General features: G+C 54.6%; 13 protein-coding genes and 1 tRNA gene. 12 read left to right on the forward strand and 2 right to left on the reverse strand.

Annotated features, from left to right (window positions below; genetic code table 11):
- The first annotated feature begins 16 nt into the window (after positions 1-16).
- The 9 genes from osmY (at position 17) to mrdA (ending at position 9,608) form a co-directional block, all read left to right on the forward strand.
- On the forward strand, positions 17-631 hold the full coding sequence (gene osmY, locus PZBJ_RS06815; protein ID WP_101761824.1) for a molecular chaperone OsmY: 615 nt from the start codon (positions 17-19) through the stop codon (positions 629-631).
- Positions 632-724: 93 nt separating this feature from the next.
- Positions 725-886: a DUF1328 domain-containing protein gene (locus PZBJ_RS06820; protein ID WP_007893192.1), complete on the forward strand. Its 162-nt coding sequence runs from the start codon at positions 725-727 to the stop codon at positions 884-886.
- 179 nt (positions 887-1,065) lie between these two features.
- Entirely contained in the window at positions 1,066-2,118 is a 1,053-nt protein-coding gene (locus PZBJ_RS06825; RefSeq protein ID WP_101761825.1) for a patatin-like phospholipase family protein, read from the forward strand.
- A complete protein-coding gene (locus tag PZBJ_RS06830) occupies positions 2,115-2,894 on the forward strand; it encodes a TatD family hydrolase (RefSeq protein WP_101761826.1) in 780 nt (259 codons plus the stop codon). The genes PZBJ_RS06825 and PZBJ_RS06830 overlap by 4 nt, the downstream gene beginning before the upstream one ends.
- A 291-nt stretch (positions 2,895-3,185) precedes the next feature.
- Positions 3,186-3,965 (forward strand): deoxyribose-phosphate aldolase, encoded by a 780-nt coding sequence (gene deoC, locus PZBJ_RS06835; protein ID WP_101761827.1) that lies wholly within the window; start codon positions 3,186-3,188, stop codon positions 3,963-3,965.
- 157 nt (positions 3,966-4,122) lie between these two features.
- On the forward strand, positions 4,123-5,445 hold the full coding sequence (gene deoA / locus PZBJ_RS06840; protein ID WP_101761828.1) for a thymidine phosphorylase: 1,323 nt from the start codon (positions 4,123-4,125) through the stop codon (positions 5,443-5,445).
- A gap of 94 nt (positions 5,446-5,539) precedes the next feature.
- On the forward strand, positions 5,540-6,763 hold the full coding sequence (deoB, locus tag PZBJ_RS06845; protein ID WP_101761829.1) for a phosphopentomutase: 1,224 nt from the start codon (positions 5,540-5,542) through the stop codon (positions 6,761-6,763).
- A gap of 33 nt (positions 6,764-6,796) precedes the next feature.
- Positions 6,797-7,510: a purine-nucleoside phosphorylase gene (gene deoD, locus PZBJ_RS06850; RefSeq protein WP_008103284.1), complete on the forward strand. Its 714-nt coding sequence runs from the start codon at positions 6,797-6,799 to the stop codon at positions 7,508-7,510.
- A gap of 223 nt (positions 7,511-7,733) precedes the next feature.
- The gene (gene mrdA, locus PZBJ_RS06855; protein ID WP_101761830.1) at positions 7,734-9,608 is read left to right on the forward strand and encodes a penicillin-binding protein 2; all 1,875 of its coding nucleotides are present in this window, start codon (positions 7,734-7,736) and stop codon (positions 9,606-9,608) included.
- 74 nt (positions 9,609-9,682) lie between these two features.
- On the opposite strand, the gene PZBJ_RS24460 is transcribed toward mrdA, so the two are convergent.
- Entirely contained in the window at positions 9,683-11,005 is a 1,323-nt protein-coding gene (locus PZBJ_RS24460) for a methyl-accepting chemotaxis protein (RefSeq protein ID WP_101761831.1), read from the reverse strand.
- 193 nt (positions 11,006-11,198) lie between these two features.
- On the opposite strand from PZBJ_RS24460, the gene PZBJ_RS06865 reads away from it, so the two are divergent.
- Positions 11,199-11,274, forward strand: a tRNA-Phe gene (locus PZBJ_RS06865).
- A gap of 459 nt (positions 11,275-11,733) precedes the next feature.
- Here PZBJ_RS06865 and PZBJ_RS06870 read toward each other — a convergent pair.
- On the reverse strand, positions 11,734-12,480 hold the full coding sequence (locus tag PZBJ_RS06870) for an SDR family NAD(P)-dependent oxidoreductase (protein ID WP_101761832.1): 747 nt from the start codon (positions 12,478-12,480) through the stop codon (positions 11,734-11,736).
- 136 nt (positions 12,481-12,616) lie between these two features.
- Between PZBJ_RS06870 and PZBJ_RS06875 the strand changes: the two genes are divergently transcribed.
- Entirely contained in the window at positions 12,617-13,216 is a 600-nt protein-coding gene (locus tag PZBJ_RS06875; protein WP_240632896.1) for a TetR/AcrR family transcriptional regulator, read from the forward strand.
- Between the two features lie 16 nt (positions 13,217-13,232).
- Entirely contained in the window at positions 13,233-13,625 is a 393-nt protein-coding gene (locus tag PZBJ_RS06880) for a VOC family protein (RefSeq protein WP_101761834.1), read from the forward strand.
- Positions 13,626-13,697: the final 72 nt, after the last annotated feature.

Raw genomic sequence — 13,697 nt, forward strand, 5'->3', positions numbered from 1 at the left:
TAGAAGGATGATATCGATGAATAAGACTAAGATTGCTAAAACCCTGATTGCTGCCCTGGCCGGTTCTGCTCTGCTGAGCGGTGCGGCGTTTGCAGATGAATCACTGTCGCAGAAAGCACAGCAAACCTCCGACAGCGCGGGTGCGAAGATCGATAGCTCTATGAAAAAAGTCGATGGCTATATGGATGACAGCGGCATCACGGCTAAAGCCAAAGCGGCGCTGGTGGATGATGACGCAATTAAAAGCACGGATATCTCCGTCAAAACGCACGATGGCGTGGTGACACTGAGCGGCTTCGTGGCTTCTCAGGATCAGGCTGAAAAAGCCGTCGCGCTGGTGCAGAAAGTCGAAGGTGTGAAATCCGTCAGCGACAAACTACACGTTAAAGACAGCAAAAATGCTTCTCTGAAAGGTTATGCGGGCGATACCGCAACCACCAGCGAAATTAAAGCTAAGCTTTTAGCAGATGATATCGTGCCATCACGCAACGTTAAGGTTGAAACCACCGACGGCGTGGTGCAGTTATCAGGGGAAGTGGCGAATCAGGCACAGTCCGATCGTGCTGAGAAGATCGCCAAAGCCATTGAAGGCGTGAAAAGCGTGAAGAATGACCTGAAGGTGAAATCTTAACGCGAGCGACTCGGCACCAGCAGGTGCCGTTTCGTAATAAAAACAAAGGTGTAAATAAGCAGTTCGATTTTCACAATGGTAAAGGAGAGGCTTATGTTTCGTTGGGGTATTATCTTTCTGGTCATCGCTCTGATTGCTGCGGCATTAGGTTTCGGCGGTCTGGCGGGTACGGCAGCATGGGCAGCTAAAATTGTCTTCATTGTCGGTATTATTCTGTTCCTCGTGAGCCTGTTTACCGGGCGCAAACGACCCTGACTACTTGCGTCTCAATAGACGCTAACCCGCGAGTCACCTAAAGCGGAGACCGGTCTTGTGCGGCATACTACGAAGCCGCAACGATTGCAGAAGCAATTGGTCAGGGAACGACAATGACTGGTTCTCCGGGATGCTGCTTCGGCGACTCCCTCAGAGCAAGCAACACTGAGGGACATCCATTGGGCACACGTATTCCGTTGACATTAGGTTCATTCGAACCGCTGGCTTTAACTCCTTTCAAATCAAATAAAATCGCCTTGGTGTGCGAAGGCGGCGGTCAGCGCGGCATCTTTACCGCAGGCGTGCTGGACGAATTTCAACGCGCAGGCTTCAATCCTTTTCAACTGTTACTCGGGACCTCGGCCGGGGCGCAAAACCTGTCGGCTTTTGTCTGTGGCCAGCCTGGCTACGCGCGACGCGTGATCTCCCGTTACACCACCAGCAAACTGTTCTTTGATCCGCTACGATTCGTGCGCGGCGGGCATCTTATCGATCTCGATTGGCTGATCGATATCACTAAACAGGAATTCCCGCTGGCGCTCAACACCGCAGAAGGGCTGTTTGCCAAAGGCAGCGAATTCTATATGTGCGCCTGCCGCAGCGACGATTACCGCGCCGAGTACTTCAACCCGATCAGCACCAACTGGCACGACATCCTAAAAGCGTCCAGCGCGATCCCCGGTTTTTACCGCAGCGGCGTGCAGATGGACGGCGTGAGCTATCTTGACGGCGGCATCAGCGATGCCATTCCGGTACGCGAAGCTGCGCGCCGTGGCGCGGATACCATTGTGGTGATCCGCACCGTGCCGTCGCAGGTGTCGTACACGCCGAAGTGGTTTAAACGCATGGAACGCTTTTTGTCCGACAGCGCATTGCAGCCGATGATCAACATCCTGCATCAGCATGAAGAGAGCTATCGCGAGATTCAGCAGTTCATCGAGCAGCCGCCGGATAATCTGCGCATCATCGAAATCTGTCCGCCAAATCCGCTGGCGAGCATGGCGCTTGGCAGCCGCTTGTCATCGCTGAATCAGGATTACCATTTAGGCCGCCGCAGCGGGCGCTATTTCCTCGCCACGCTTGGTCAATGGTTGAGTGATGCTGAGCCGCTGGTGCGTTCAACCACGGTTACGCCGCCGGCCGCCGTGGCGAATGCGCCTGACAATCGCCCGCTGATTACGCCCGCGCTGGCGGAAAACGATGCCGATTTTGATAAAGGCTCGCTGGCATGAAGTTTATCGACACGCATTGCCACTTCGATTTCCCGCCGTTCGTTGATGATGCGCACGCCAGCATTGCACGCGCTGCGCAGGCCGGCGTGGAACGCATCATTGTACCGAGCGTGGATGCCAGCCGTTTCGCGCTTGTGACGCAACTGGCGCAGCAGCATCCGGCGCTATATGCCGCGCTGGGCCTGCATCCAATCAATATTGCTGAGCATCAGGAAGATGCGCACCTTGATGAATTAGCGCGCTGGCTGAAAAAGCCGGATAGCAAGCGTGTGGCGATCGGCGAGATCGGCCTCGATCTCTATATGGACGATGCGCAATTTGCCAAACAGACGCGCCTGCTCGATAAGCAGCTCAAGCTGGCGAAGCAGCACGATCTGCCAGTGATTCTGCACTCGCGCCGCACCCACGATCAGCTGGCGCTGCATTTACGTCGTCACGATTTACCGCGTCGCGGCGTGGTACACGGTTTTGCGGGTAGCCAGCAGCAGGCGGAGCGCTTTATTCAGCTTGGCTATGCCATTGGCGTTGGCGGCACTATCACCTATGAACGCGCCAGTAAAACCCGCAACACCATCGCCAGCCTGCCGCTCAAGGCGTTATTACTGGAAACCGACGCGCCCGATATGCCGCTGCACGGTTTTCAGGGCCAGCCCAATCGTCCGGAGCGGGCGCGCAACGTGTTTGACGTGCTGTGTCAGTTACGCAGCGAATCCCCTGAAGCGATCGCCGATGCGCTGTGGCATAACAGCCAGCAGCTGTTCGCCTTGCCTGCCTGATTCTCACCCGACAGATTCTGCATTTACGCTGCCTTACGCCTGATTAGCTACATTGATAAAGCTTAGAGTACACTTTTGCGTCCATTTTTGTGATAATAATAACAATGGCCATCACGGCGCATTCCCGCCTGGTTAGCGATTATTTGTGATAATCATCACTAAATAATTGTATTTAAATGACGTGTTTTCTTTTTCGTGTGACGTGAAGCGCAATTTAACGTCACGGTAGTTGTTAGAATTATCACATTCCCCGGTGGGTTGTGCCCGCCGATCTGAATTTTGGAGAGCATCATGACCGACTTGAAAGCAGCAGCACAGCGCGCATTGCAACTGATGGATTTAACCACCCTGAACGAAGACGACACCGACGAGAAAGTGATCGCGCTGTGCCGTCAGGCGAAATCCCCAGCCGGTAACACCGCTGCCATCTGCATCTATCCACGTTTCATCCCGGCAGCACGTAAAGCGCTGCGCGAGCAGGGTACGCCGGAAATCCGCATCGCCACCGTCACCAACTTCCCGCACGGCAACGATGACGTTGAGATAGCGCTGGCCGAAACCCGCGCGGCAATCGCCTACGGCGCTGACGAAGTGGATGTAGTGTTCCCGTATCGTGCGCTGATTGCCGGTAACCGTGATATCGGTTTCGAGCTGGTGAAAGCCTGTAAAGAAGCCTGCGCACAGGCAAACGTGCTGCTGAAAGTGATCATCGAAAGCGGCGAGCTGAAAGATGAAGCGCTGATTCGTGCCGCTTCGGAAATCGCTATCGATGCGGGTGCCGATTTCATCAAAACCTCCACCGGTAAAGTGCCGGTCAACGCGACGCCAGAAGTGGCGGCGATCATGATGCAAGTGATCCGCGACAAAGGCGTGAAGCAGCAGGTTGGTTTCAAACCGGCGGGCGGCGTGCGCACTGCAGAAGACGCGGCGCTTTATCTGCAGCTGGCGGACGACATTCTGGGTGAAGGCTGGGCGGATGCGCGTCATTTCCGCTTCGGTGCCTCCAGCCTGCTGGCAAGCCTGCTGAATACGCTGGGCCACGAAACCGCGACCAGCAAAGCCGGTTATTAATCTCTTTCGCTGATGGTTTCGCGATTCGTAGCGGCGCGATTTATCGCGCTGGTTTTTACGCTTCAGCCCCGACTTAACATCGCGCGATAAATCGCGCCGCTATGGCAGGTGCAAGCTGCCGTATCATTTCAATTTCTATCCCTTCAGGGAGGCAACCGTGTTCCTGCCACAAGAAATTATTCGAAAAAAACGCGACGGCCAGGCGCTGAGTGAAGCGGAGATTCGCTTCTTCATCAACGGCGTGCGCGACAACAGCGTTTCGGAAGGTCAAATTGCCGCATTGGCGATGACCATCTATTTCCATGATATGACGCTCGACGAGCGCGTGGCGCTGACTATGGCGATGCGCGACTCCGGCACGGTGCTGAACTGGAAATCGCTGAATCTCAACGGCCCGATTGTTGATAAACACTCCACCGGCGGCGTTGGCGATGTCACTTCGCTGATGCTCGGCCCGATGGTAGCGGCGTGCGGCGGTTATGTGCCGATGATCTCCGGGCGCGGCCTCGGCCACACCGGCGGCACGCTGGATAAACTGGAAGCGATTCCGGGCTTTGATATCTTCCCGAGCGACGACCGTTTCCGCCAGATTATCAAAGACGTCGGCATCGCGATTATTGGCCAGACCAATTCGCTGGCGCCGGCCGACAAACGTTTTTACGCCACGCGCGATATCACCGCCACCGTGGACTCCATTCCGCTGATAACCGCATCGATCCTCGCCAAAAAACTGGCGGAAGGATTGGATGCGCTGGTGATGGACGTGAAAGTGGGCTCCGGCGCCTTTATGCCGACCTTCGAAGCCTCAGAAAATCTGGCGCAGGCGATTGTTGGCGTCGCCAATGGCGCAGGTTGTAAAACCACCGCGCTGCTCACCGACATGAATCAGGTGCTGGCTTCCACCGCCGGTAATGCGCTGGAAGTGCGTGAAGCGGTACAGTTCCTGACCGGCGAGGCGCGCAATCCGCGCCTGCTGGAAGTGACGATGGCGCTGTGCGCGGAAATGCTGATCTCCGGCAAACTGGCTGAGAATGACGCCGATGCGCGCCAAAAGCTGCAGCAGGTGCTGGATAACGGCAAAGCCGCTGAAGTATTTGCCCGCATGGTGGCGGCGCAAAAAGGGCCGGTAGATTTCATCGAGCGCATGGACAGCTATCTGCCCGCGCCAACGCTGAGCAAAGCGGTATACGCCGATGGCGCCGGTATCGTCAGCGCAATGGATACGCGTGCGCTCGGCATGGCGGTGGTTGCGCTCGGCGGGGGGCGCCAGCGCGCCAGCGACAGCATTGATTACAGCGTGGGCTTGAGCGACGTGACCACGCTCGGCACGCAGATTGACGCGCAGCGTCCGCTGGCAATTATCCACGCCGCGTCGGAAGCGCAGTGGCAGCAGGCCGCCGCCGCCGTTAAAGCAGCCATCACGCTGAGCGATACTGCGCCAGCGATCACGCCGGTAGTTTATCGTCGCATTAGCGAATAACTGGCGCTTCTTCGTGCCAGGCAGCGGCCGTTCGGGTATACTGATCTGATCGCTTTTTTTTGACTTGTCATCGCGCATTGCGCAGGAGACTTGCATGAAACGTGCTTTTATTATGGTTCTCGACTCCTTCGGGATCGGCTCCAGCAAAGACGCCGATAAATTCGGTGATGAAGGATCGGACACGCTCGGCCATATCGCCGAAGCCTGTTTCGAAGGCCGCGCCAATGAAGGTCGCGAAGGCCCGCTGCACTTACCTAACCTGACCAAACTGGGCCTCGGCAAAGCGGCTGAGCTCTCTACCGGTCGTTTCCCGCCAGGCCTCGATCCCAACGCGGAAATCATCGGTGCGTATGCTTACGCCAGCGAATTGTCGTCCGGTAAAGATACGCCGTCGGGCCACTGGGAAATCGCCGGCGTGCCGGTGCTGTTTGATTGGGGCTACTTCAGCGATAAAGAGAACAGCTTCCCGCAGGCGCTGCTGGATACTCTGGTGAAACGTGCCGATCTGCCGGGATATCTCGGTAATTGTCACTCATCGGGCACGGTGATCCTCGACCAGCTCGGCGAAGAGCACATGAAAACTGGTAAGCCGATTTTCTACACCTCGGCGGATTCGGTGTTCCAGATTGCCTGCCACGAAGAGACCTTTGGCCTTGACCGTCTGTACGAACTGTGTGAAATCGCCCGTGAGGAGCTGACCAATGGCGGCTACAACATCGGTCGCGTGATTGCGCGTCCGTTCGTGGGCGACAAAGCGGGTAACTTCGAGCGTACCGGCAACCGTCATGATCTGGCGGTGGAGCCGCCTTCAGCGACCATGCTGAAAAAACTGGTCGATGAGAAGGGCGGTGAAGTGATTTCGGTGGGTAAAATTGCCGATATCTACGCCGAGCAGGGCATCACGCAGAAAGTCAAAGCCACCGGCTTAGACGCGCTGTTCAACGCTACCATCGAGCAGATGAAGAAAGCGCCAGATACTTCGATTGTGTTCACTAACTTCGTTGATTTTGACTCAACGTGGGGACATCGTCGCGATATCGCCGGTTATGCAGGCGGACTGGAGTTGTTCGATCGTCGTTTGCCAGAGCTGATGGAGTTGGTGAAAGAGGGCGACATTCTAATCCTCACCGCCGATCACGGCTGCGATCCAAGCTGGAAAGGCACCGAGCACACGCGTGAGCACATTCCGATTCTGATCTACGGCCCGAATGTGAAGCCAGGATCGCTGGGATACCGCGATACCTTCGCGGATATCGGCCAGACCATCGCAAAATATTTTGGCCTGTCCAGCATGGACTACGGCAAGAGCATGCTGTAAAACAGCGCCCCAAATTTAATAAGGAAAATAACCATGGCAACGCCTCATATTAATGCAGAAATGGGTGATTTCGCGGACGTCGTGCTGATGCCAGGCGATCCGCTGCGCGCAAAGCACATTGCGGAAACCTTCCTCGAAGATGTGGTGGAAGTGAACAACGTGCGCGGCATGCTGGGTTACACCGGGACTTATAAAGGCCGCAAGATTTCGGTGATGGGTCACGGCATGGGCATTCCATCCTGCTCGATCTACACCAAAGAGCTGATCACCGATTTCGGCGTGAAGAAGATTATCCGTGTCGGTTCTTGCGGCGCAGTGCGCGCAGACGTGAAACTGCGTGACGTGGTGATTGGTATGGGTGCCTGCACCGATTCCAAAGTGAACCGCATGCGCTTCAAGGATCACGACTTCGCGGCGATTGCTGACTTCGACATGGTGCGTAACGCCGTTGATGCCGCGAAAGCGCTGGGCGTTGATGCGCGCGTGGGTAACATCTTCTCCGCCGATCTGTTCTATACGCCAGATCCGCAGATGTTCGACGTGATGGAGAAGTACGGCATTCTGGGTGTGGAGATGGAAGCGGCGGGTATTTACGGCGTGGCAGCAGAGTTTGGTGCGAAAGCGCTGACCATCTGTACCGTGTCGGACCACATCCGCACCCACGAGCAGACCACGGCGGCTGAGCGTCAGACCACCTTCAACGATATGATTAAGATCGCGCTGGAGTCAGTGCTGCTGGGCGATTAATCTCTTTTCCCTCACCCTAACCCTCTCCCGCACGCGGGAGAGGGGACCAGTCGGCGCTTTTTTTCTCCCTCTCCCGGTGGGAGAGGGCCGGGGTGAGGGCACCAGACCGCACCATCCCGTAAACATCTGACACACTTTTACCCAGGCTTGTGCATCTTCGTGCTGGCTCTGAAACAATCTCTGCTTATCATTAGCGTGATAACAAAGAGACTAAGCCCACCTGATGAATTTCCGTAATTTCGAAGCAGAAGAAAAGCTGTTTGCCCGCCGTGCGATTGTCGCTTTTGCCCTGGTTGTCATCTGCTTTACCATTTTAGGCATCAACCTGTATCGCCTGCAGGTCGATCAGCACAGCTATTACCAGACGCGTTCCAACGAAAACGACATCAAAATGATCCCCATCGCGCCCACGCGTGGATTGATCTTCGATCGCAACGGCATTCCGCTGGTGCGCAACGTCAGCTGGTATGACATTCACATCACGCCGTACAAAATCGACAACATGCAGGAAACGCTGAAAGAGCTGACGCCGATTGTCGATCTTACGCCGGAAGAGATTGAAACCTTCGAGCATGAACTCAAACAGAACAGCCGCTACAAGCCGGTTGAACTGAAAGCGGAACTGACTGACGAAGAAGTCGCGCGCTTCGCCGTCAATCAATTCCGCTTTAGCGGCGTCACCGTCGATACCTATCAGGACCGTGAATATCCTTACGGTGCCGACCTGGCGCACGTGCTTGGCTATGTTTCGAAAATCAACGATAACGACTACAAACGCCTGAACGCAGAAGGCGTTGGCGAGAACTACGCGGCTGACCACAACATCGGTAAGCAGGGCATTGAAGGCTATTATGAATCGCTGCTGCACGGCAAAACCGGCTATCAGGAAGTGGAAGTGGATAACCACGGCCGCATCGTGCGCGTGCTAAAAGAGGTGCCGCCGGTGGCCGGTCAGAACATCACGCTGACGCTCGATCTGCATCTGCAGCAGTACGTCGAGAGTCAGCTAGCCGGGCAACGTGCCGCGGCGCTGATTGAAGATCCGCACGACGGCAGCGTGCTGGCGATGGTTTCCGCGCCGAGCTACGATCCCAATCCGTTCGTCAAAGGCATCAGCTACAAAGCCTATAAAGCCCTGCTGCAGGATAAAGACCTGCCGCTGATCAACCGCGTTACGCAAGGCTTGTATCCACCGGCGTCCACCGTGAAGCCTTATATGGCGATGTCGGCGCTGCTGACCAAAGTCATCACACCGAGCTTTACCCTATTTGGCGCGCCGACCTGGACGCTGCCGGGCACCGATCGTAAATATCGCGACTGGAAAAAAACCGGTCACGGCATGCTGGACGTCACCAAAGCCATCGAAGAGTCGGCGGACAGCTTCTTCTATCAGGTGGCGTTTATGATGGGCATCGATCGCATCCACACCATGCTGAGCCAGTTTGGCTACGGCAAATCGACCGGCATCGATCTTAACGAAGAGTACGCTGGATTGCTGCCGAGCCGCGAATGGAAGCAGAAGGTGCACAAACACGTGTGGTATCAGGGCGATACCGTTTCGGTGGGCATTGGGCAAGGTTATTGGGTGGCGACGCCGATTCAGATGGTGAAAGCGATGGTGGCGCTCATCAACAACGGGCGTGTGATCAATCCCCATCTGCTGGAGAAATCACAGCGCGGCAAGGAGGTGCAGCTCTACCAGGCAAAACTACCGCAGCCGCAGATTGGCGATGCTAAATCGCCGTATTGGTCGCTGGTGCGCCACGCCATGTTCGGTATGGCGAATGCGCCGAACGGCACCGGCTACAAATACTTTCACACTGCGCCTTATGGCATTGCAGCGAAATCGGGCACCTCGCAGGTGTTCAGCCTGAAACAGAATCAGGTGTATAACGCCAAAATGACGCCGATGCGTCTGCGTGACCACATCTTCTACACCGCGTTTGCGCCGTTTAACGATCCCAAAGTGGCGGTGGCGTTGATACTGGAAAACGGCGGCAACGAAGGCGTCACGGCGGCACCGCTGATGCGTAATATTCTCGACCACATCTTTATGCCGGAAGCCACACCGCCGCCGGTGGCGACGGCGGCGCAGTAAACCATGCGGCCATGGCAGGTTATTGTCATGCCGCATAGTTTGTGGGGGCGCGGTGCATTGCAACCTGCAACGCATCACTCCTCTCGCAATGTCGCGGTAACATGCCCAATCGCGCGTACCACTTCGCTGGAACTGTCACGAATATCCGCCATCATGCCTCCAGCTTCCTTCGCCAACCCCACGCCCTGATCGGCGCGTTTCAGGTTGGAGGCGATACCTTTCAGCGCTTTCTCCGCCAGCGTATGGTTCTGCTGCACCATGTTCTCAATTTCGGTGGTGGCGCGATTGATGTTGGCCGCCAGCGTGCGCACTTCATTGGCCACCACGGCAAAGCTGCGACCATGCTGACCGGCACGCGCCGCTTCCACCGCGGCGTTCAGCGCCAGCAGGTTGGTTTGATCGGCAATCCGGCGAATACTCTCAACAATGGCGCCAATGCGATCCGACGACTGACTCAGATCGTTGATATCACCAGAAATGCCGTGCAGCTCGCCCGCCAAATCATTCATGGTCTGCACGCTGTTCTCAATCACCGTGGCGCCAAGGCGCGTGCTTTCACTGGTTTGCAGCGCAGTTTGATACGCCTGCTGCGCCGCGTCGCGCTCTTGCTGATTCTTCTCCACCTGCGCGGTGACATCGGTAGCGAACTTCACCACTTTGTACAGCTCGCCGGTTTCGTTAAACACAGGATTGTAAGTGGCGCGCAGCCACACCGTTTGGCCGCGTTTATTCACGCGCTGGAACTGGCCGGAGATAAATTCGCCCTGATTCAGCTTGTGCCAGAAGCGGCGATATTCGTCGCTGTTGCGCATCTCCGGCGGGCAGAACTGGCTGTGATGCACGCCGATCACTTCTGACGCGTTATAGCCCATGGTTTTCAGGAAGTTGTCGTTGGTCATCAACACTTCGCCTTTGAGATTGAAGGCGATCACCGCCATCGAACGCTCAATCGCAGTGGTCATGGCGCGCTGCTCTTGCGCGTCCATGATGCGCGCGGTGATATCGCTCGCCAGCTTGACGATTTTAATCACGCGGCCGCTGCGATCCTGCACCGGCACGTAATTCGCCTCCAGCCAGATAGGACGGCTGTGTTTTGCCACGCGCAGGAATTTATCGCTGAAGCCTTCGCCGCGATTCAGGCGTCGCCAGAAGTCGCGGTATTGCGGCGAGTTAAGCATATCTGTGGTGCAGAACATGCTGTGATGCTGACCAACAATCTCTTTGAGCGTGTAGCCCATGCGCTCGAGAAACAGCTCGTTGGCGGTAAGGATCTTCCCTTCTGGGGTGAATTCGACCATGGCGATGGCATCTTGTAATGAACTGAGCGTTGCCTTGCTGTGACCGCGTTTTTGCCACGCAAGGCGTGACAATATTCCTGATGTAATAGTGCTGAACATGGTGGACCTTATTATTGGTATCGGTTGTCAGCAAGGTTATCGGCATAAGCGACTAAAAATTCACCTATACCAGCGATAGGCGAATGAATTTTTACCGGTTGGTCTGGAGGTTGCTGTAAAAGGCATCAGTCAGCTGATTTTTGCCGAAAAGCGTTTGACGGTGCCGCGCGAGTAGGGTTTAATGCGCCCCGTTGCCCGGATAGCTCAGTCGGTAGAGCAGGGGATTGAAAATCCCCGTGTCCGTGGTTCGATTCCGCGTCCGGGCACCATACATCGAAGCACACTGGTTAGAAGTGAGATCTCTAACGGGTGTCTAAACGAAGATGGTGTTCAAAGCAACGGTGACTGCATTTGCAGATGCATCATCCAAGATTGAACATAAAAATCTTCAAGAAAGGGTACCAGTTCGTGCTGGTGCCCTTTTCTCGTTGGCGTAAATAATTGCAATGATTGCGACACCTGTCAATAAAACCTCAGATTTTGTCAATTCTCGCTATCCCTCATCTGCACCAAGAATCGTTTTTGCTATGACAAATATGAATTATCCTTTAGGGTTTATCCGTAATGTCCCCATGTCCGCGAACATCATTTCAACGGCCATTTGAGCTCAATGCTCTAATTCGATAAGAAGCACCAAAATGTCCGCATCTCCAAAGCAGACATCTGCGTTCTGGGCTAACACAACGGGTAAAAGAGTAATTTTGTTAAATGAACATACCTACCCTCTGTCAGTACTGAGAGGCGCCACCGTCAGCGAACAGCTCTATACCATGCACATAACTTGAGGCATCACTGGCTAGGAAAGAAACAATAGAGGCTATTTCTTCCGGCTCTCCGATACGTCCCAACGGACTTTTAGCGGTGAGGAAGGCGATCCCCTCTTCGGCATTATCGCCAAATGCGGCTCTGAGCGACGCTGTATTCACAGGACCTGGGCTGACAATGTTTATGCGTATACCCGATCCGTGCAGCTCTGTAATCCAGCTTCGCACCATGTTTCTGACTGCGGCTTTGGTCGCACCATAAATACTCATGGTAGGACCCGGGTCTGCTGACGCCGTCGAACCAATGATAATCACGCTTGAACCCTTTCCAAGCAGGGGCAAAGCCTGCTGAACAGTCAGCACAACACCTGTAACATTTGTGGCAAACTGGTCGTGGATCTGTTTTTCAGTGATTTCACCAAGCGGAGCATGCACCCCACCGCCAGCATTAGCGACAAGAATATCGATGCAACCGAATTCCACTCTAACCTGTTCATAAAGCTCATCAAGACTAACTTTGCTGCTGACGTCAGCAACGATACCTTTTACATTTTCCCCCAGAGTCTTTAACGCCTCCTGAAGGGTTTGTGCATTCCGGCCAGTGATAATGACGTCTGCGCCTTCGTCGCTCAGATTTTTCGCTATAGCCAGACCAATGCCGCTTCCACCACCAGTGATAACGGCAACCTTTCTATTAAATGACTGATTCATAATTGCACCATGTATTTTTTTGTAGTGGTCACTATAAGAAATTCTGAGCGGGCTGTCACTAACTTCTTGTAGCGGTCACTACAAAAAAGTTTTAAGATGGCAAACAGAAACACTTCTGATGCAACGGATAAAAACTATGAGCGATACCGAAAAAACAATTAAAGCACCCAGGCGGGTATTTGACAGAGAGTCCGGCGTGCAGACAGCTAAAGCGCTGTTTCATCAGCGTGGTTATGATGCTGTGGGTATCACGGAACTGACAAAGATGCTGAATATAAATCCTCCCAGCCTTTATGCCGCTTACGGTAGTAAAGCAGGGCTGTTTGAACGCTGCCTGGATCTCTATGTTGCAGAGGGAAACCTACCGGCGGACAAAATCCTGACTCCGGGCAGGCCGCTGAATGAGGCGGTTGCAGATCTTTTTATGACTGCTGCACGTTTATACGCCCGATCCTCAGTCCAGCGAGGCTGTCTTGTGGCTGAAGGTATGCGTGCCGATGATCCGCAGGCCCGCGAGCTGGCAAGCCGCTATGGTGAGGCAGGAATTCAGTTCATCAGAAGTTATATCCGGCAGTATGAACCTGCACGGGACCGGGAGCTTTCTGATTATGTCGTGACAACGTTGCGGGGATTTTCTGCAGCCGCAGTAACGGGACTGTCAAAAGCCAGGTTAACTGCCGTGGCTCAGCTGGCCGGTCAGGCATTCAGCACTCTCCTGACGCCAAAAAATGTTTAATCAGGAGGTAAAAGTTATGTCTGTTATCGACCATGTTGAGATTGCTGTAAAAAATGCTCTGGTATCGCTCAAATTCTTTGAAGCAGCCCTCGCTCCGCTGGGGTTCAGCTTGGTTGTTTCTGTACCCCCGGATCGGACTCTAACTGGTGGTGCCCGGTATGGATTGGGCCCGGAGGGGTACCCGAGGCTCTGGCTTCATGATAAAGACATAACAGGCGCCTCAACACATCTGGCTTTTGCTGCCAGTGAACGGGCCATAGTTGACGAATTCTGGCGTGCCGCTCTACAGGTAGGCGGTAGAGACAATGGCGAACCGGGAATTCGCAATCATTACCACTCTCACTATTACGCCGCTTATATCTTAGACCCTGACGGTAATAACATCGAAGTCGTCTGTCAGAAAGGATGAGTAAGATGGCCGGACGTCACTTTGCGAAATTGAATCCCATCTGAATTACGGCCTGTTAGTTTCGCCTGGCTG

Origin of the sequence: Pantoea endophytica, assembly GCF_002858935.1 — a bacterium.
GTDB lineage: Bacteria > Pseudomonadota > Gammaproteobacteria > Enterobacterales > Enterobacteriaceae > Pantoea > Pantoea leporis.

What these genes read in the sequence shown, in the direction of transcription:
- osmY (WP_101761824.1), top strand. Translation starts at nt 17, where the DNA reads ATGAATAAGACTAAGATTGCTAAAACCCTGATTGCTGCCCTGGCCGGT.
- PZBJ_RS06820 (WP_007893192.1), top strand. Translation starts at nt 725, where the DNA reads ATGTTTCGTTGGGGTATTATCTTTCTGGTCATCGCTCTGATTGCTGCG.
- PZBJ_RS06830 (WP_101761826.1), top strand. Translation starts at nt 2,115, where the DNA reads ATGAAGTTTATCGACACGCATTGCCACTTCGATTTCCCGCCGTTCGTT.
- deoC (WP_101761827.1), top strand. Translation starts at nt 3,186, where the DNA reads ATGACCGACTTGAAAGCAGCAGCACAGCGCGCATTGCAACTGATGGAT.
- deoB (WP_101761829.1), top strand. Translation starts at nt 5,540, where the DNA reads ATGAAACGTGCTTTTATTATGGTTCTCGACTCCTTCGGGATCGGCTCC.
- deoD (WP_008103284.1), top strand. Translation starts at nt 6,797, where the DNA reads ATGGCAACGCCTCATATTAATGCAGAAATGGGTGATTTCGCGGACGTC.
- mrdA (WP_101761830.1), top strand. Translation starts at nt 7,734, where the DNA reads ATGAATTTCCGTAATTTCGAAGCAGAAGAAAAGCTGTTTGCCCGCCGT.
- PZBJ_RS24460 (WP_101761831.1), bottom strand. Translation starts at nt 11,005, where the DNA reads ATGTTCAGCACTATTACATCAGGAATATTGTCACGCCTTGCGTGGCAA.
- PZBJ_RS06870 (WP_101761832.1), bottom strand. Translation starts at nt 12,480, where the DNA reads ATGAATCAGTCATTTAATAGAAAGGTTGCCGTTATCACTGGTGGTGGA.
- PZBJ_RS06875 (WP_240632896.1), top strand. Translation starts at nt 12,617, where the DNA reads ATGAGCGATACCGAAAAAACAATTAAAGCACCCAGGCGGGTATTTGAC.
- PZBJ_RS06880 (WP_101761834.1), top strand. Translation starts at nt 13,233, where the DNA reads ATGTCTGTTATCGACCATGTTGAGATTGCTGTAAAAAATGCTCTGGTA.